Source organism: Oceanobacillus sp. E9, assembly GCF_001741975.1.
GTDB lineage: Bacteria > Bacillota > Bacilli > Bacillales > Amphibacillaceae > Oceanobacillus > Oceanobacillus kimchii.
Genome location: NZ_LSNA01000005.1, coordinates 176,722 through 196,735 on the forward strand (window position 1 = coordinate 176,722; position 20,014 = coordinate 196,735).

Annotated in this window: 16 protein-coding genes and 1 other annotated feature; of the genes, 9 read left to right on the forward strand and 7 right to left on the reverse strand. The window is 34.1% G+C overall.

Translation table 11 applies throughout. The features are described 5' to 3' along the window. Positions 1 to 11: 11 nt before the first annotated feature. From AQ616_RS04575 to sspI, 5 genes are all read right to left on the reverse strand, one after another. Positions 12 to 683: an ABC transporter ATP-binding protein gene (locus tag AQ616_RS04575; RefSeq protein ID WP_017797250.1), complete on the reverse strand. Its 672-nt coding sequence runs from the start codon at positions 681 to 683 to the stop codon at positions 12 to 14. Position 684: 1 nt separating this feature from the next. Further along, a complete protein-coding gene (locus tag AQ616_RS04580) occupies positions 685 to 1,809 on the reverse strand; it encodes an ABC transporter permease (protein WP_069685176.1) in 1,125 nt (374 codons plus the stop codon). Next, the gene (locus AQ616_RS04585) at positions 1,806 to 3,029 is read right to left on the reverse strand and encodes an ABC transporter permease (RefSeq protein ID WP_069685177.1); all 1,224 of its coding nucleotides are present in this window, start codon (positions 3,027 to 3,029) and stop codon (positions 1,806 to 1,808) included. Before AQ616_RS04585 ends, AQ616_RS04580 begins: the two co-directional genes overlap by 4 nt. A gap of 38 nt (positions 3,030 to 3,067) precedes the next feature. Then, positions 3,068 to 4,654, reverse strand: coding sequence for a flagellar basal body-associated FliL family protein (locus AQ616_RS04590; protein ID WP_017797247.1), 1,587 nt, complete (start codon positions 4,652 to 4,654; stop codon positions 3,068 to 3,070). 505 nt (positions 4,655 to 5,159) lie between these two features. After that, positions 5,160 to 5,372, reverse strand: coding sequence for a small acid-soluble spore protein SspI (sspI, locus tag AQ616_RS04595; protein WP_017797246.1), 213 nt, complete (start codon positions 5,370 to 5,372; stop codon positions 5,160 to 5,162). A 102-nt stretch (positions 5,373 to 5,474) separates the two neighbouring features. On the opposite strand from sspI, the gene AQ616_RS04600 reads away from it, so the two are divergent. The 3 genes from AQ616_RS04600 to pheT all read left to right on the forward strand — a co-directional run bounded on the left by AQ616_RS04600 (position 5,475) and on the right by pheT (position 10,073). Then, positions 5,475 to 6,215: a TrmH family RNA methyltransferase gene (locus tag AQ616_RS04600; RefSeq protein ID WP_017797245.1), complete on the forward strand. Its 741-nt coding sequence runs from the start codon at positions 5,475 to 5,477 to the stop codon at positions 6,213 to 6,215. A 52-nt stretch (positions 6,216 to 6,267) separates the two neighbouring features. Beyond that, positions 6,268 to 6,505, forward strand: a binding site (T-box leader). 70 nt (positions 6,506 to 6,575) lie between these two features. Next, a complete protein-coding gene (pheS, locus tag AQ616_RS04605) occupies positions 6,576 to 7,610 on the forward strand; it encodes a phenylalanine--tRNA ligase subunit alpha (protein WP_017797244.1) in 1,035 nt (344 codons plus the stop codon). 27 nt (positions 7,611 to 7,637) lie between these two features. After that, positions 7,638 to 10,073 carry a phenylalanine--tRNA ligase subunit beta gene (pheT, locus tag AQ616_RS04610; protein WP_069685178.1) on the forward strand — a complete coding sequence of 812 codons (2,436 nt, stop codon included), beginning with the start codon at positions 7,638 to 7,640 and terminating at the stop codon, positions 10,071 to 10,073. Positions 10,074 to 10,342: 269 nt separating this feature from the next. Here the strand turns inward: pheT and AQ616_RS04615 are convergent, their stop codons facing one another. Together AQ616_RS04615 and rnhC are read right to left on the reverse strand one after the other, a co-directional pair. Further along, entirely contained in the window at positions 10,343 to 11,026 is a 684-nt protein-coding gene (locus AQ616_RS04615; RefSeq protein ID WP_017797242.1) for a uracil-DNA glycosylase, read from the reverse strand. 12 nt (positions 11,027 to 11,038) lie between these two features. Further along, positions 11,039 to 11,965 (reverse strand): ribonuclease HIII, encoded by a 927-nt coding sequence (gene rnhC / locus AQ616_RS04620; RefSeq protein WP_069685179.1) that lies wholly within the window; start codon positions 11,963 to 11,965, stop codon positions 11,039 to 11,041. Positions 11,966 to 12,093: 128 nt separating this feature from the next. On the opposite strand from rnhC, the gene zapA reads away from it, so the two are divergent. From zapA to AQ616_RS04650, 6 genes are all read left to right on the forward strand, one after another. Beyond that, on the forward strand, positions 12,094 to 12,354 hold the full coding sequence (gene zapA / locus AQ616_RS04625; protein ID WP_017797240.1) for a cell division protein ZapA: 261 nt from the start codon (positions 12,094 to 12,096) through the stop codon (positions 12,352 to 12,354). Between the two features lie 6 nt (positions 12,355 to 12,360). Continuing rightward, a complete protein-coding gene (locus AQ616_RS04630; RefSeq protein WP_069685180.1) occupies positions 12,361 to 12,900 on the forward strand; it encodes a CvpA family protein in 540 nt (179 codons plus the stop codon). Positions 12,901 to 13,416: 516 nt separating this feature from the next. Beyond that, positions 13,417 to 15,135: a DNA polymerase/3'-5' exonuclease PolX gene (polX, locus tag AQ616_RS04635; RefSeq protein ID WP_069685181.1), complete on the forward strand. Its 1,719-nt coding sequence runs from the start codon at positions 13,417 to 13,419 to the stop codon at positions 15,133 to 15,135. A gap of 38 nt (positions 15,136 to 15,173) precedes the next feature. After that, the gene (locus tag AQ616_RS04640; protein ID WP_069685182.1) at positions 15,174 to 17,522 is read left to right on the forward strand and encodes an endonuclease MutS2; all 2,349 of its coding nucleotides are present in this window, start codon (positions 15,174 to 15,176) and stop codon (positions 17,520 to 17,522) included. Positions 17,523 to 17,626: 104 nt separating this feature from the next. After that, the gene (locus AQ616_RS04645; protein WP_017797236.1) at positions 17,627 to 18,037 is read left to right on the forward strand and encodes a DUF350 domain-containing protein; all 411 of its coding nucleotides are present in this window, start codon (positions 17,627 to 17,629) and stop codon (positions 18,035 to 18,037) included. A gap of 173 nt (positions 18,038 to 18,210) precedes the next feature. Next, positions 18,211 to 19,929: a long-chain-fatty-acid--CoA ligase gene (locus AQ616_RS04650; protein ID WP_017797235.1), complete on the forward strand. Its 1,719-nt coding sequence runs from the start codon at positions 18,211 to 18,213 to the stop codon at positions 19,927 to 19,929. The last annotated feature ends 85 nt before the right edge of the window (positions 19,930 to 20,014 follow it).

Genomic DNA, 20,014 nt, shown 5'->3' on the forward strand with positions numbered 1-20,014 from the left:
AATAGGCAATATTAAATAGAAAATATTGCCTGTCCTCTAGATTTTAATAGATTCTCATAAAAACTATCTTTACCTATACATATTACCCAATCACATAGAGAAGTGATCTCATCCATATCATGAGAAGTGTAAATAATCGTTTTTTGATGTTCCTTTGATTGTTTATATAAATATTCTCCTATTTCTTTTTTTGATTTTAAGTCAATACCTACAGTAGGTTCATCTAATAATAACAAGTTTGGATCATGGATGAAGCTAATTGCCATATTCAATTTTCTTTTCATTCCACCAGATAATGTGTGTACAGGTTCTTTCCATTTAGAAAGTTTCATATCTAAACATAATTCTCTAAGGTCTGATTGGGAACGATTTACCCATGATAACTTTTCAAAAAACTTCATATTTTCTTCTACCGTAAAATCTTCCCAAATTGAGATTTCTTGGGGAACAAATCCAATTTCTCTACGAAGTTTCTTTATTTCCTTTTCATAGGATATATTATTCCAAGTGATTGTTCCTTTATCTGGTTTAGACAATGTAGAAAGAATACGCAATAAGGAAGACTTCCCTGCTCCATTTTCACCTACTAAGCCTACAATATCTCCTGGATTAATATCTACAGATAACTGATCGATAACTACATTTTTCTTATAGGACTTCCTTAAGTTCTGTACAGACAGCATGTTACTTTTCTCCTTTCATATACCAAAAAACAAGTGTGATAGCAGCTAATATAAATAGTGGATGCCATAATTCCTGCTCACTAAATGCATACATTGGATTTAGTGTATCAATCCACGGAATAATTTGCGTTAGACCTTCTATAGGGATGATAGTGCCACTAATAAGGAATACAACAAGAACAAAGCTGAAAGCAAAACTATAATAAATTAAATATTTTTGGAAACATATAGCTATTAGAAAAGCGATTAAAGTTATTAACACTCTATAACTTAAAAGCACAAAAGGTAAATTCCATTGCCATTGGTCTTGAAATAAGTAATAAAATCCAATTGCGGTTAATATATCAATGATATAAAGGAAGCATATATAAAATAGCAGATTAGATAACATATATTGCTTAAACGAATAACGTATAAATGCAAAACGTGATTGCATGGAAGTGTCTCGATCACGAATGACCCAATCAAATATGAGTAGAGTACTTAAAAGAGAAAATATACCCCAAATTTGCCAGGGCTTGATTAAGTAGTTTTGGGTATTACCTTCTCTATCGTCTTCTCCTTGAAATTGAAAAGAGGTATACACTAAATTTTCACTAATTTCTACTTCTTGTATCTTTTGAATAATTTCTGAAGTTGTTGGCAAATTATTCGTATTTAGATACTCTCCCAATTGTAAAATAGTTTGAGCTGCTTTTGCTTTTCCACTATCTTCTTGTACAAAAGAGCCAATCATTTCTCTTATTGGTACATATCCAAAAGAAAAGTTACTAGTATAGGAACTAATTAACCGATTTCTTTCTCCATTTAAAATAGCATCTTCATAACCTTTTTCAATTATAAAAGCACTATCAATTTCATGTGTTGCAACCATCCGTTTTGCTTCTGCTTCCGTAATATCCATGACTTCAACAAATGTAGAAGACTGTAAATCCTCTTTTAGTTGATGAGCCATCTCTGTATTTTCTTTTAGAACGATACCTACTGGAATTTTACTCTCATCTTGGATGACCTCAGTAGTTTCTATAATAATCCAAGTTAAAAGAAAAGGGAATAAAGTCCAAAATGCAATCGTTAACCATCGTTTTTTTAACTGCATGAGTCTTGTTTTCCACACCTGTATCATGTGCGTGCACGCTCCTTCCAACTGGATAAAGCAAGTAATAAAAATAGAAGCGCTCCACCTATTATTAATAATGGGGTATATTCGGCATGATATCGACCGTTCAAGGTAATCTGTTGAATCCAATCCATAGCTAAATAGCTTATTATATAAGGCATCACATCTTGAAGAAATGGTGGATAGTAAATAGTTGGAATAATAGCTCCACTCAATAAAATAATCAAAAGGATAAACGCAGATTGGATAAGCATTCTAAATTTCTTAGATGGAATAATTAATTCTAAGTTTGCAATGAGTAATAACAAAGAAAAAATAAACAGTGTTATGAGAAGTATTATTCGTAGAAGGTTCTCATTAACCAAGGTAATATCTAGTATGTATAAAGTTCCGTAAAAGGAAGGAATAATGAAAAGTAAAGAGACAAACAAAGAAATTATTATTTGCGCACTAATTTGCTGCAAAACAGTAACTCCATATAAACGCATTCTTTGATAAATATAGGCTGGGGTTTCTTTTGAGAAAGAATGATATATCATAAAAACCCATATGGTTATAACGACAAACCATATACCAATTCCAAAAAAATCTTTGGGGGAGGAGGTAGCCTGATTAGAAAGTTCATTCTCCTGTATTATTTGTTCTCTACTAATGGTATACAATAAAAACTCTTGAAATTGTTGGAAAACAAAATCGTTCCGTTCATCGTCATTCATTTCAAACTGTTTTGCATAGTAGTTCATCGTAAGAATATTTGCTTGAGATGAACGAATATGACGGATGACACTTTCCATTGTTTCATATATCATATAACTCTCAGCCGGTTGTTGTCGATTTCCTGTGATTGGAATATCGACGGTGGTTCCTTGATAAAGGTCTTTAATAAAATTCTTTGGAAAGGCTATGTACGTAGTTATTTTATTACCCTCTAATTCTTTTTTAGCTGCATTTTCTTCAAGTTTATTAATATGCAAAAACCGATTGAATAAAGATGAACCTTCTAAGAATTGGACCATTAACTGGGTTTCTTCAGATTCATCTAAATCTACTAATCCAACTTGAATAGGATCTTGTTCATCTTGAGAAATAAAGGTGTATAACATAAATCCGATTAAACTCACGATAAGAACAGGGAACATGAAAAGAAGAGGAAGTGTTAGACACTTCCTCTTTAAATGAACTATGTGATTTTTTAAAAATAGTCCTACATGTTTCGTAAACGTCATTGTAATGCACGCTCTTTTCTATCTAAAATTATCAATTATTAAAATTCAAAGTTCGACCCACCCATAAATTGCATGATCCATTGTTGAAATTGTTCTGCGAAATCTGTGCTAAAATATGTTGAAATTTCTTCAGAGGACATTGTTCCAATGTCTACGATATTAGAAGTATCCATTTCTGCTACATGATCAATAATAGATCCATCTATATTCATATCGAGTACGAGAACTTCAGGCATTTCTGTAGTTCCGAAAGTTAAAGTATTGTTAGAATTCATTTGATCTTCTTCATAAGTCGATTCACCAGACCAGACCATACTTCCTTCACCTGTATATGGCTCGCTAAATCCAAATGTTCGATCAAACGTACGAGTGTTTTCACTAACTGATTCTTCACCTTCATAGTATAATTTCATTTCAGCATCTGGAATTGAGATTTCCATACTGTCTTTGATAATACTATCTTTAGAACTTAAATCACCTGAAAGAACTACAGATGAGCTTTCATCTGCTGTAAATTCAAAGTCAAAGAAAATTTGATCATCGGTTAAGTGTTGTTGACCATTGATCCCTAATGTTACTAATTGTTCTCCTTCTGGAGCTAGAGCAATATTTAACTCACGTTGTACTACTTTATCATCGGCAACCCATAAAGCAGATTGAATACCATCTTTAAATTGGAAGGTTTCAATTTCTTTGATTGCATCTTCAAAGACAGCTTCATAGTCTTCGAGAATAAGATCAACTTCTTCTTCTAATTGTGCCATATCGGATCCAGCCACGTAAGAAAGATTAACTATTTGGTCGTGGACAAGTTCTTTTAACTTCTCATCGTCTTTCATTTTTTCAAATAGGCTAATCAGTACTTCTCTTGCTTGTTCTTCTGATAAATGCATTGTAACTTTTTCAGCACTTATTGATTCACCGTTTACTTCTACGTCTTCATTCGAGCTCTCAAATGCCTCGTCAGGAAGTAAATCATAAGTATACATCACATATTCTTCTTTAATGTATTCAAGGTCTTCTTCTTCTAATGCATAGATATTATCGAATAATATGCTATCTAAATTTAGAGTTTCATTTCCTGTAAAAGTATATGGATCAAGTTCATACATAAGACTTCCGTAATCTTCATCATTAAACTGAAGTGTTTCATTTAGGAAAGGTAATCCAGCTGTTACATTTCCTTCATTAATAGCTAATTCAATATCATTTAATTCTATTCCATTATAGTTCACACCTATATTTGTATAAAATTGACGAGCTTCCATATCTGTTTGCGTGTTGAACATAAGTCTGGAGTTATTAATCATTTCAATCCCTGGGTCTGTTTGCAAACCGTTTGAATTTGGTTCGTTAAATGTAACACCGATGTCTAGATTTTGTTCCATTGCCTCTTCTTCTGATTTCTCTAACCATGCTAATTCATCCGAATACCGATTTTCTACATATTCTTTTGCATGTTCTAACGAATTCTTCTCAGCAAGAAAATATGTAGCTTTTGGAGATGAACTATTAATAAAGAATGCAGCAGCTGTTCCTCCTAAGAGTACTATTACACCTACTATTAAGGCTATAATTCCTTTGGAGAGACCCTTCTTTGATTTGTTATTCGTATTTTCTTCCAAAACATTTACCCCTTTCTGTTACTGTTCTCTTAACAAGTTTATTACATTACTGAAAAACATATAATAAAAAATTGCTTCAATTTTTTATATCATTTAACAGATAGGTAGTCAAATATATCTAATAATCTTCTAAATAGATATATATATTAAAAGTTTCATATAAGTTTTAAATTCAAGAGATTATTATGGTCCTATATACTTATTTGTGTACGATATTATGTAAATAATTGAAGAAATAAAAGATTTGTTTTAAAGGAATTGTCGAATTGTTAGTTCTTTATTCTCATTTTTGATTTTATTTTCTTTTTACTCTTATAAGCAAATTGTATGTAATTAATGTGTAAATAATTTTCTTTATTTTAAATAATGAGAGGGGATAAGGAAAAAAGTCCTTGTTAAAATGAAATTTATTCATTAGAGATTTTGTTCTCGTTTGCTGAAAAGAAGAAGGAGATCAAGGTGAAAAATATTCAAAAGAATATGTCCCCGATCTCCTATGTCTAGATTACAGCTGCTTTACACCAGATTCTAAAGACTGTATCATTTCTTTTCGTTCTTGATCATCAGAGTGTTTCCATATTAGTTCAAATAGTACTCCTAGACCAGGAAGCATTTTTTCCTCACCATTTTGAATGGCATCCACAATTGTAGCTTCTAGTTGTTGCTCGTCATTATTGGAAATGTTGGAATAAATTGCTTTACGTAAATTTAAATCCATCAAACACACTCCTCTTGAAATAGTGGACTAAACATAGTTTGACCACAACGACAAAATATATGTATGATAAAGGTAGGAAAAAAACGAAGGATGTTTTGAATAATGATTACCTCTATAAAAAATGAAAAAGTGAAAAACTTGAAAAAATTGCATCGGAGAAAAGATCGGGAAAAAACCAATACATTCCTAATCGATGGTATCCATCTAATTCAAGAAGCCTTAAATAGTAAATGGATTATTCAAGAATTGATCATTGTTGAAGGATATGAAATACCAAACGAAGCTAAAGGTATTCCTGTAGAGTATGTAAGTGAAAATGTATTAAAAGAAATATCACAAACACAAACTCCTCAAGGAATCATCGCTGTGGTAGAAATGAATAAGTCCAATGTACAAGTAGATAACGAGTTGATTATTCTTCTTGATGCCATTCAAGACCCTGGAAATATGGGGACGATCATCCGAACTGCTGATGCAGCTGGTGTAGATGCAGTTGTATTAGGTGAAGGATGTGTGGATATATTTAATGATAAAGTTATCCGGGCTACGCAAGGGTCAATTTTTCACATACCAATTTATACTGCACCATTAGAACAAGAAATACATAAGTTACAATCACAAGGATTTTCTATTTTAGCAACTGCATTGCAAGATGCAGTGGACTATAGAGAAGTTAACAACCAAAATAAGGTGGGCTTAATTCTAGGTAATGAAGGATCGGGAATAGATCCTTCATTATTAAACATAGCAAATCAACGTATAAATATTCCTATCTATGGAAAAGCTGAATCATTAAATGTAGGTATTGCAGCTGGGATATTAATGTATCATTTAAAAAAATAACCTTGCATGCTTCGTACGTTTTTTCTATAATGGTTTTATTACTAAAAAATCAATACAAGCGATGAAGGAGCAAGCAAAACTCATTTTTAATCAATATAGGGAGGGAATGTCCAGACTGAAAGCATTCCTATTGATAAAGAGAATTGCATTTCACTCTGGAGCTAACACTTGGACCATAAATGAATGTAAAGGTGATTCGGAACCATCCGTTATCAGGGGAAAGTTGGATTATTTGATATAATGTATAATCAACAAGGGTGGTACCGCGATCTTAAAGCCTCGTCCCTTTCTGGGATAGGGGCTTTTTTATATGTAAATCGGTTTTTCGTATTGATGAAATAAAATAGGGAGGTATAAAGAATGAAAGAAGAATTACACACCATCCGTGATGAGGCCATTGCTTCTGTCGAAGAAGCAAATGATATGAAATCATTACAGGATCTAAAAGTAAAATATTTAGGAAAAAAAGGGTCGTTAACGAGTGTTTTAAGAGGAATGGGGAAATTATCAAAGGAAGAACGCCCTGTCGTTGGTGAAATAGCCAACCAAGTTCGCGAACAAATTACGGCAGCGCTTGATCAGAAAACAGAAAAAATTGAAGAAGAAGCGTTAAATGAGAAATTAGAGAAAGAAACGATTGACGTCACTTTACCGGGGAACCCGGTACACATAGGTGGTAAACATTTATTAACCAGTGTTGTTGAAGAAATAGAAGATTTATTTATAGGTATGGGATATGAAGTAAAGGAAGGTCCGGAAGTGGAAACAGATTACTTTAATTTTGAAGCATTAAACCTTCCTAAAGACCATCCAGCAAGAGATATGCAGGATACATTTTTTATTACAAATGAGTTGTTACTTCGCACACAAACTTCACCAGTCCAAGCACGTACTATGCAGGCATACAATGGAGAGAAGCCAATTAAAATGATATGCCCTGGTAAGGTTTATCGTCGAGATACTGACGATGCGACTCACTCTCATCAATTTAGACAAATTGAAGGATTAGTTATTGATAAAAATATTACACTAAGTGATTTAAAAGGAACGTTAGACATTTTTGCAAAGAATATGTTTGGAGAAGATCGAGAAATTCGATTGCGTCCATCATTCTTCCCATTTACAGAGCCATCCGTAGAAATGGACGTTTCATGTAAAGTGTGCAGTGGTCAAGGATGTTCTGTGTGTAAGCAGACTGGTTGGATTGAGATCTTGGGTGGTGGAATGGTACATCCCCGAGTTTTAGAGATGAGTGGCTATGATCCAAAAGTTTACAGCGGTTTTGCGTTTGGAATGGGGCAAGAGCGTATCGCAATGCTAAAATATGGCGTCAACGATATTCGTCATTTTTATACCAATGATATTCGATTCTTAAACCAATTTCACCAAGCATAAATCGGAAAGAGATAAAGGAGGAAGACCATGTTAGTATCTTATAATTGGCTAAAAAATTACGTTAACTTAGAAGCGGTTACACCCGAAGAGCTTGCAGCGAAGATTACAAAATCAGGAATTGAGGTAGAAGGGATCGAACACATCGCAGGAAAAAACGAAAATATAGTAGTTGGCTATGTGGAATCGTGTGAAAAACATCCTGATGCAGATAAATTAAATTTGACACAAGTAAATATTGGAGAAGAGACATTACAAATTGTATGTGGTGCGCCAAATGTAGCTAGAGGGCAAAAAGTTGCGGTAGCCAAACCAGGTGCAGTGCTACCAGGGAATATGAAAATAAAAAAAGTAAAACTTCGTGGTGTGGAATCAAATGGAATGATTTGCTCACTTCAAGAACTTGGATTAGAAGAGAAGTATATCCCTACAGATATTGCAGAAGGAATATTTGTATTCCCAGAAGAGGAAGATATCGAAGTTGGATCAAATGTTGATCAGTGGTTGAATTTAACAGACGCTGTTTTAGATTTAGACGTTTTAGCTAATCGTCCTGATGCACTTAGCATGTTGGGAGTAGCTTATGAAGTTGCAGCTGTTTTAAATCAACCAATTGAATTACCGAGTGGAAAAATCGATTATGTTGGTGAGAAAGTATCTGATCAGATTGATGTCAACATTGAAGCTAAAGATCTAAATCCGTATTATGGAGCATTTATCGTTAAAGATGTAAAAATTAAACCATCACCTTTATGGATGCGAAATTACCTAATGGCTTCAGGAATTCGACCTATTAATAATGTAGTTGATATTACGAACTATGTACTCTTAGAGTATGGTCAACCACTGCATGCATTTGATTTCGATCGTTTTGGTTCAAACAAAATTGTTATTCGAAGAGGAAACGATGGTGAAGTAATCCAAACATTGGATGAACAAGAAAGAAAACTAACCAAAGATAATCTTGTGATTACTAATGGTAGTGAGCCGGTTGCCTTAGCAGGAGTTATGGGAGGAGCAAATAGCGAGGTTACTGATAAGACGGTTAACGTATTATTAGAAGCTGCGTATTTCGAAGCTACTTCAGTACGACACACGGTTAGACAAACAGGTTTGCGAAGTGAATCAAGTACCCGTTTTGAAAAAGGTATTGATCCTAATCGAATTGTAGAAGCAGGGTTAAGAGCATGTCAACTCATGCAGAGATATGCAGGTGGAAAAGTATTACAAGGTTATGCAGAAGAAAATCATCTAGATGTAAAAGCAACAACAGACGTAAAAGTGCCACTTGACCAAGTAAATCAACGACTTGGTATGGAATTATCGGAAAAAGATGTACAGTCTGTCTTGAATAGATTAAAATTTAATTTTGATCAAGATGGTCATACATTTATTGTTCATGTACCAACTCGTCGTAGTGATATTAAAATTTTCGAAGATATGTTAGAGGAAATTATCCGTATTCATGGGTACGATTATCTACCATATACGATACCACAAGGTTGGGTGAAATCTGGTGGCCTAACAGAAAATCAACTACTGCAACGGAAAGTTAGGGAGTTCATGATGAGCAGCGGTGCAATGGAAACATTAACATATTCTTTAACTAATGAAAAAAATGCAAAGCGATTAGTCACTCCTAATATTGATATAGACAATAGTTATCCAATTTCATTAGCTATGCCAATGAGTGAGGATCATAAATATTTGCGTTTAAGTATTGTACCTGAATTGCTACGTACATTACAACATAACGTTGCCCGAAAGCAAACAGACTTAAATTATTTTGAAATTGGAAAAGTATTTATTTCAGAAGAACAAGAATTAACGCACCAACCAACAGAAAAATTACATTTAGCCGGGGCATATACAGGTTTATGGCATAATCATCCTTGGCAACAAGAGAAAAAGCCGGTTGATTTCTTTGTAGTTAAAGGGATTATTGAAAGTTTATCTAGCTATTTGCAAATAAATATTTCGTTTAAACAAATTCAAATGAAAGATATGCATCCAGGACGCTGTGCTGAACTTAACATTGATGGAGAAAAAATAGGCTATATGGGTCAACTACATCCAAAAACAGCGAATCTCTTCGACTTACCGGAGACTTATGTTTTTGAAATAGACTTAGACACTGTATTTGAAAAATATAACAATGTTCCATCCTTTACAGATATTCCGAGATATCCATCCGTATCTCGTGATATTGCGTTTATCCTTGATACTGAAGTATTCGCGGGTGAAGTACAACAGTATATACAAGAAATAGGAGCACCATTAGTGAAGGAAGTCTTCATATTTGATGTATATCAAGGGGAACATTTGGAAGAAGGAAAAAAATCTGTTGCATATCGATTAATATATCAAGATCCTGCAAAAACATTGCAAGATGACGAAGTGGATAGTTCTTATCAACAAATTGTAGAATCTGTAAATAAGAAATTTGGTTCTTACGTTCGGTCATAATGTAGAGATTTAATAAATTATTAGTTTTACTAAAAAGATAAATGATTTCTAAATCAATGTAAGAAACAAATCAAGATTAGTGGGTAAGGTCATCGATCGATGACTTACCCATTTTTGATTGTAGTGAAGTGAACAAAGTATACGATGGCTAACTTTAATAATGAGGAAGGTAATGGGGAGGAAGACTCCGTATTAAGCTCAAATAAATGAGTTGAATAATCGCTCAACATGATGGACGAAGTCTTATTGCTCATCCATGGAAAGAAGTATCAGTTTATAATTTTTGGAAGTGACCAATCAATCTCTTCTACATTATTCTTACGTAAAATTTGATTAGCAAGAGAAAAATGATTAGACTCAAAGAATCCGCGATAAGCCGATAATGGACTTGGGTGAGGAGCTTTTAAGATAATGTGTTTATTTGTGTCGATTAGCTCCCCTTTCTTCTGAGCTGCACCACCCCAAAGTAAAAATACAACCGGATGTTCTTTTTGATTGAGTGTTTGAATGACTTTGTCAGTAAACAATTCCCAACCTTGACCTCGATGAGAATGAGCTTTTCCTTCACGCACTGTTAATACATTGTTTAATAATAATACTCCTTGTTTAGCCCAATATGTAAGGTGACCATGGTTAGGCATACTTATGCCAAATTCATGGGTTAATTCCTTAAATATATTTTTTAAAGATGGCGGTATAGTTATCCCAGGCTGTACAGAAAAACTTAATCCATGTGCTTGGTTTGGACCATGATAGGGATCCTGACCCAATATGACTACTTTTACTTTATGAAAGGGAGTAAGATGTAGCGCGTTAAATATATCTTCCATTGCTGGATGGATCTTCTCTTCTGTATATTCTTTCTTCAAGAAACTCTTTAATCTTAGGTAGTAGTCTTTTTTAAATTCATCCTCTAACAAAAGGGACCAATCATTATGTAAAGGGTTTTTCATTTCGTATCATCCTTACAGTAGTTTTTGTGCTTTCTGGGTATTAGCAAAATGCGTTTTCGCATATTTATCAAGCGCTTCGAAACCTTTGGAACGCATAATTCTGGCTGCTGTTTGATCAACCTTTGCGGAAGCTCCTTTAGGTAGTTCAATTTTTGCATCTTCAGATAGTTCATCCATTGCTTTTACAAATCTTGATCTAGCCAATATGGAAGCAGCTGCTACACTAACAGAATGACTTTCCGCTTTCGTAATAAAAGTAGTGTTTGGATGAAGCGTTTTTTTCTCTGATTGTAAATACTTTTTGTAAACGGGCGGTTGGCAAAACTGGTCGATAACAATACCTTTTAAGGAATTCACATCAATTTTTTGTAATAATTTATCAATAGCATGATGATGGAGCATAGCTTTCATCTTTCCTTGTGTCCAACCTTTTGCCTGCAATTTATTATACTTTTCATTAGGGAGCAAAAGGAGCGTATAAGGAATTTGTAACTGGACAATTTCCTTTGCGATTTGTTTAATCTTTGTATCGTTCAAATGTTTTGAATCACGTACACCAATTTGTTTTAGTTTTACTTGCTGCTCTTTTGTTGCAAATAATGCCGCTACTGTAATTGGCCCAAAGTAATCACCTGTACCTGCTTCATCAGACCCGATATGATTGTCAGTAAATAATCCGGCATGTGGAGAATAAGATTGTTTTTGATCTAACGCTTGTTTCTTTTTATCTTTTACAGTAATGTCAGCCCACTTCATGGCTTCGGATTCAGGGGCAGAGCCTTGGAAGAGAACTTTCCCTGATTGATAAGCAGTTATTACTGCATTATTTGTTTTCGCACGAAAAATAGCTCCTTGTGGTGTAGATGTGAGCTGTGGAATATAATATTTCTTCATTTCTTGAATTTGTTCTTTTGTAGTTACAATTACTTGTTGACTCATTTTTTGACCTCTCTCCAATCCTTACATACATTAGACTATAGCAAATTGAGCGATACATTGAAATACTTCTTTTTATAACAACTTCATGTTACTATTATATGAGAATTATTGTCGCAGGAGGCAACATTATGAGTCAAGAAGATAAACAGCGAATTACAGTTGAAATATATAATCGTAAATACCATATCGTTGGAGAAGAATCTGAAAGACATGTAAAATTAGTAGCGAATCTTGTCGACCAAAAAATGAACGAGATTCATGAAGTGAATAAGCAATTGGATACTTCTAGTCTTGCAGTTTTAACTGCGATAAACACGATGAATGACTATTTAAAACTAAAAGAAGATTACGCCACGCTTTTAGGATCGATAAAGAAGAAAGAGGATTAAAAACATATGTTAGATATATTATTATTTTTACTTTTGATTTTTGGGTTTTTAATGGGATTGAAGCGAGGTTTTATCCTTCAATTACTTCATTTAACAGGTTTTATTGTTGCTTTTGTCTTGGCTGTAATGTATTACAAGCCCCTAGGTGAGCAACTAGCATTGTTTATCCCTTATCCAGAGTTGTCTAGTGACAGTTCATGGGCTAACTTTCTACAATCGTTACCACTTGAAGGCGCGTTTTATAATGCGATTGCGTTTGCGCTTATCTTTATTGCGGTGCGAGTAATTTTACAGATAATTGCTTCAATGTTAGATTTTGTAGCATCGATACCTATTATTAGTTCAGTTAATAAGTTATTAGGCGCAGTATTAGGGTTTCTTGAGATATACTTACTAACTTTTATTTTGCTATTTATTTTAGCATTGACACCACTTGGTGGAGTACAAGAGGCGATACAACAATCATCTATTGCCTTATTTATGATTGAAAAGACACCATACTTTTCAGAGAAAATAATGGACCTATGGTTTTCAATTGGAAATTAGAAAGAGCTAAATAGTAACTTAACGCACTGACTCATGTTGTTTGGGAGACTTAAACAGTACATCCTAGAAAATTGCGTGGGTCAGTTTTTTATAGCGTGAGTCAATTTGATAATTTCCAAGTATTATTTATAAAATATGTAAATATTAACGTTCGTACTACAAGAAATAATTGGCTTTGTTTGTAATGAAGACGGCGAATCCTACTAAAAACAACGAGTTAAATATCTACTCAGAAATGTGGTTCTATTTCAAGATAGCTGAAGCCTTGTCTTTAGAAAGCGCCGTCTCCAATGGAGATCAAACAGCTTAACATTTGGATTTCTACAAATTTCTTTTATGAAATTCATTAGCGTATTAAATTTAATAGGTTCGGTCATAGTAAAAAGTTCTAAATCAGAATACGAATACTATCTGGAAATAGCTAACCAGATTCGTTTATATAGCTATACGTTAGATAAGAAAATATATTCTGGTGGCAGTTCAGTATAGAAAATAAGACTTGAATGGGTGAAATAAATGAGTATAAATAAAAAAGATGTCATAAAATTATTAGAAAAAATAGCTGTGTATTTAGAATTAAAGGGAGAGAACCCATTTAAAATTTCTGCATATCGTAAGGCAGCGCAAGCATTAGAGACAGATGATCGAAGTCTAGGCGAAATGGATGATTTTACAAAGATAAAAGGCATAGGAAAAGGGACAAGTGTTGTTATTGAGCAGTTCATAAAAGACGGTTATTCAGAGACGTTAAACGAATTATCAAAACAAGTACCACCAGGTTTACTACCTTTATTGGATTTACCAGGTTTAGGTGGGAAAAAGTTGTCTAAGTTATATCAGGAATTACAGGTTGTAGATGCTAGTACTTTAAAAGAAGCTTGTCTTACTGGAAAAGTAGAAGCATTACAAGGGTTTGGTAAGAAAACCGCAGAGAAGATTGTTAAAGCTCTCGATGAAGTTGGTAAGCGACCAGACCGGTTACCAATTGCTACAATGTTACCTGTAGCGGAAAAGATAGAGGGATATTTAGAAGAAATGGATGGAATAATCCGTTTTTCGCAAGCCGGCAGTATTCGAAGGATGAAGGAAACAATTAAAGATTTAGATTTTATAATAGCTACAGATAAATTAGAGAGCGTACGAGCTGCTTTATTAGAATTACCACAAATTAAAGAAATCATTGCTAACGGAGATACAAAAGTATCTGTGACGATTGAAGATATTTATGATATCAATGTTGATTTTAGGTTAGTGAAGGATAACGAATTTCCAACTACTTTACATCATTTTACAGGGTCAAAAGATCATAATGTAGCAATGCGTCAGTTAGCAAAATCACGTGGTGAAAAAATAAGTGAATATGGTGTAGAAGTAGATGAAACTGGAGAAGTCATTACATTTGAAACAGAAACCGATTTTTTTAATCATTTTGGATTGGCCTATATTCCTCCAGAAGTTAGAGAAAATACTGGGGAAGTAGAGGCATTTCAACAAGAACAAAAATTGATTCAGAAGTCAGATATCCTTGGGGATCTCCATATGCATACTACTTGGAGTGATGGTGCTCAGTCTTTGGAAGAAATGGTAAATAAAGTTAGAGATAAAGGGTATCAGTTCATGGGGATAACTGATCATTCTAAGTATTTACGGGTAGCGAACGGGTTGGATGAGGACCGCTTGCGAAAACAACGTGAAGAAATCTCACATTTAAATGAAAAATATGATGATTTTCATATTTTTTCAGGAGTTGAAATGGATATTAAGCCGGATGGTGAATTAGATTTCTCTGATGAATTCTTGCTAGAAATGGATTATGTGATTGCAGCAATCCACTCTAGTTTTAATCAATCTGAAGAGAAGATTATGGAGAGATTGTGGGCGGCGCTAGAAAATCCATATGTCTCGATAATTGCACATCCTACAGGAAGATTACTTGGACGGCGTTCAGGTTATTCTGTAAATATGGATATGCTGATACAAAAAGCAAAAGAAACAAATACTGCATTAGAGATAAATGCAAACCCTAATCGTTTAGATTTATCTCACGAGTGGGCGAAAAGAGCTCAAGAAGCAGGTGTATTGTTAGCAATTAATACAGATGCACATAATTATCATATGTTAGATCATATGAAATACGGTGTAGGAACAGCGAGAAAAGGGTGGATAAGGCCATCAACTGTAATAAACACTTGGACAAAAGATGAGGTAGAACGTTACTTTAACCGAGGTAAGTAACTGCCCTGATGGGCTTAGCAAAAAGGGGTTTTTATAAAATGAATGAACGAGTTTTACGTGTACTAGATTTCCAATCAGTTACAGAAATGTTAAAAGGACAAGCAGAAACGGCTTTAGGTAAGGAAAGAGCTATAAGCACAAAACCTCTTTCTTCCTTAGATAAGATTAATAAATTACAAGATGAAACAGATGAAGCTGCAAAGATCATTAGGTTAAATCAAGCAATTCCATTAGGAGGAATAACGGATATAAGAGCTAGTGTAAAACGTAGTTCTATAGGTGGTATTCTTTCTACAGATGAATGTTTAGATGTTGCCAATACTTTATATGGAAGTAGAAATGTAAAAAATGCTATAGAAAATATGGAAGATCTAGAAATTCCTATTTTGACAGAATTAGTGAGTCAAATTACCCCCATACGTGAACTAGAACAGGCAATAAAAAGTTGTATCGATGACCATGGTCATATTATGGATGGGGCATCTAGTCAACTAAGAACGATTCGAAGTTCTATTCGTACGTTAGAGAGTCGGATTCGAGAAAAGCTAGAAAATTATACGAGAAGTAATAGTAAAATGCTCTCAGATGCAATTATAACAATAAGAAACGATCGTTACGTATTACCAGTTAAGCAAGAGTATCGTGGAGCTATTGGAGGAATTGTACATGATCAATCCTCTTCAGGTCAAACATTATTTATGGAACCAAAGGCAGTTGTTGACATCAACAATAGTCTTCATGAATCAAAGTCGAAAGAGCAATTAGAAATTGAACGAATTTTAAAAGACTTGAGTAATCAGATTGCCTCTTATGAACAGGATTTATTAGAAAATGTTAAAGTACTAACAAATATTGATTTTATCTATGCTCGCGGAAAATTAGCACAAGTAATGAAAGCATCACGTCCTAAAATGAATGATGAAGGGTATATGAAGATGCAACAGGCTAGGCATCCAATGATTCCTATAGATGAAGTTGTAGCAAACGATGTTGAATTTGGTAGAGAGTATACGTCAATTGTTATTACTGGACCTAATACAGGAGGGAAAACCGTAACACTTAAACTAGTTGGACTTTGTACATTGATGGCTCAATCAGGATTACAAGTTCCAGCACTAGATGGGTGTGAAATGCCAGTGTTTGATGAGGTGTTTGCTGATATTGGTGATGAGCAATCAATAGAACAGAACTTAAGTACTTTTTCTTCCCATATGACCAATATAGTCGATATTATGAAAAAAATTACCGCCCGATCACTTGTTTTATTTGATGAATTAGGTTCCGGTACAGACCCGCAAGAAGGTGCTGCATTGGCAATGGCTATATTAGATGAAGTAATTTCTAAGCAAGCACGTGTGATTGCTACAACACACTATCCTGAATTAAAAGCATATGGTTACAACCGTGAACAAGTAGTGAACGCATCTGTCGAGTTTAATGTAGAGACTTTAAAACCTACTTATCGATTATTAATTGGTGTACCAGGACGAAGTAATGCATTCGATATTTCGACTAGGCTTGGCCTAGAGGCAACAATTATTGAAAGGGCAAAAAGCTTAATAGGTGTGGATTCGAAGAGTGTGGAGAACATGATCGCTTCTCTAGAAAAGTCGCATCTAGAGGCAGAACAAGACTATGAACAAGCACATGATGTATTATTAGAATCAGAAAAACTTCGAAATGCCTTGGAACATGAATTTAATCTTTTTGAAAAGAAAAAAGAAAAATTATATAAGAAAGCAGAAGAAAAAGCAGAGAAAGCGATTCAGCAGGCAAGAGAAGAAGCAGAAACTATAGTTTCCGAGATGCGCCAGATGAAAGACTCTGCAGGTCTGAAAGAGCACGAGTGGATAGAAGCAAAAAAAATGCTTGAAGAAGCTAAACCAAACTTAACGAAGAATGGTAATCAAAAACAAGTGAATCCAAAACTAATTGAAGATAGACAACTTCAGCCTGGTGATGAAATTAAATTATTAACTGTCAATCAAATGGGTGAAGTGTTAGAAAGAGTTAGTGACAAGGAGTATTTAGTTCAAGTCGGCATTATGAAAGTTAAAGTGAAACGAAAAGACCTTGAATTGATACGAAAACCAAAGAAGAAACAAGTTGATCCTGTAGCGACAATAAAAGGCTCTAATTATCATGTCAGTACAGAATTGGATTTACGTGGAGAAAGATATGAAGATGCAATACTCCGCTTGGAAAAGTATGTGGATGATGTATTATTAGCAGGTTATCCAAAAGCCTCCATCATACACGGAAAAGGAACCGGAGCCTTACGAAAAGGGGTTCAAGAATTTGTAAAAAGACATCCACGGATAAAAGATGCAAGATCTGGTGAATCAGGTGAAGGTGGTAGTGGAGTAACTGTAATTCAATTAAGTTAATTTATTGAGAAGGGACAAAACGATCTTTTTACTGTTAGTTATCTAAAAAACCGCTGAAAGTTATCGTTTTGTCTCAATCTTATTATTAGGAAGGAAGAACCAAATTGGAAAACTTCTGGGAGCATATCATTGTTGTTACAACAGCAAGGTATAGTGTGTTTATTTTATGTACTTTACTGTTTTTAGCGATATTTGAATTAGTAACATCATACAAAAATTGGCAAGAAATAAAAAAAGGTAATGTGGCTGTTGCGATGGCAACCGGAGGAAAATTATTTGGTATAGCAACTGTTTTTCGATTCTCCATTGAACATAACGATAGTCTGCTGATATCAATTGGTTGGGGAATTTACGGCTTTGTTTTATTAATGATTGGCTATTTGATATTTGAATTTTTAACTCCTGCAATGAAGGTGGATGAAGAAATAGGTAAAGGGAATAAAGCTGTAGGATTAATATCAATGGTCATATCTGTAGGATTAGCTTATGTAATTGGAGCCAGTATTGTTGGATAGGAGGACAAACAGATGGTATTAGAGAGATTGGCAAAAATTTTGATCGCTGTTTCAATTGTGTTTCTAGTAGTAGGTATTTTTTACCTGATTTTATAAAAAAATATAAATAAAAATTCAAAAAATAGAAATTAATCGGTATAATGGTTATAGTATTAACTAAAGGAGGAATTAATATGGTCAAACAAGAGAAGGTTTGGCATAGTCGTTATCCTAAGGAAATACCAGTAACCATCGATTATGTCAAAAGGCCGCTTTATGATGATTTGGCAGAAAGCGCAAAAATGTACGGACAAAAGAAAGCGCTTCATTTTATGGGGAGAGACATAAGTTATCAATCATTGTATGATGAAGCAAAAAAAATGGCAAACTATCTTCAATCCATAGGTGTAAGAAAAGGAGATAAAGTAGCCATTATGCTTCCAAATACTCCACAAGCGGTAGTCAGCTACTATGGAATTTTAATGGCCGGAGCAGTAGTGGTACAAACAAACCCTTTATACACCGAAAGAGAACTGACGTATCAAGTGAATGATTCAGAGGCAACGGTAATTATTTGTTTAGACATTTTATTACCGAGAGTAAATCAGGTACGAAGTCATACTTCATTAGATCATGTAATTGTTACAGGTATTAAGGACTACCTCCCATTTCCAAAAAACCTGATTTATCCATTCATCCAAAAGAAAGAATATAATATGGTAGTGAAAGTAGAAGCAAGCAATGACACGCATGTTTGGCAAAAAATAATGGAACATTCAGTTGCTGATTATTTAGAATCAACTATTGATCCAGAAGAGGATATAGCATTATTACAATATACTGGCGGGACTACTGGTTATCCAAAGGGAGTTATGTTGACACATTATAATCTTACTTCGAATGTACAGATGTGTGAAACGTGGTTGTATAAAATAGTGAATTCAGATTCTGAAAAACAAAATGTTGTACTCGGTGTATTACCGTTTTTTCATGTATATGGAATGACTACGGTAATGAACTTTTCAATAAAAAAAGGTTCAAAAATTATTCTAATGCCTAAATTCAATGCTACAGATATATTAAAAGCAATTGATAAACAGAAACCTAATCTGTTTCCAGGAGCTCCAACGATTTATATTGGTATACTTAACCATCCAGATTTAGAAAAATATGATTTATCTTCTATAGAGGCTTGTATTAGTGGATCAGCACCACTTCCAATTGAAGTACAAGAAAAGTTTGAAGAAGTGACAGGTGGAAAATTAGTTGAAGGATATGGTTTAACTGAATCATCCCCCGTAACTCACTCAAATTTTATTTGGGAAGAGAGGATTAATGGAAGCATTGGCGTACCTTGGCCAGATACAGATGCAACCATTTTTAAAATGGATGGTGAATTAGAACCAGCTGACATTGGAGAGGTCGGAGAAATAGCAGTAAAAGGACCGCAAATTATGAAGGGATATTGGAAAAACGAAGAAGAAACAGCGAAAGTACTAAAAGATGGCTGGCTATTGACCGGTGATATGGGTTATATGGATGAAAAAGGCTATTTTTATGTAGTCGATCGAAAAAAAGACATGATTATTGCAAGTGGATATAATATTTATCCTAGAGAAGTGGAAGAAGTTCTTTATGAACATCCTTCTGTTCAGGAAGCAGTTGTTGCAGGTGTCCCTGACCCTTATAGAGGGGAAACAGTAAAAGCCTATGTTGTATTAAAAGATGGTGCTAATTTAACAGAAGAAGCGTTAAATGAATACTCCAGAAAACACTTAGCAGCATATAAAGTACCCCGTATATATGAATTCCGTGATGAATTACCAAAAACAGCAGTAGGAAAAATACTACGAAGAAAATTGATTGATGAAGAGAAAGAAAAACAAACAGAAGAAGAAGTTTCATCCGTTTAAATGATGAGCCTAGTGCTCTTTTTTCTTTAAAATATAGACAAGCTTTCTATTGACAGAATAATTCGAGGAATGTATATTTAAATTA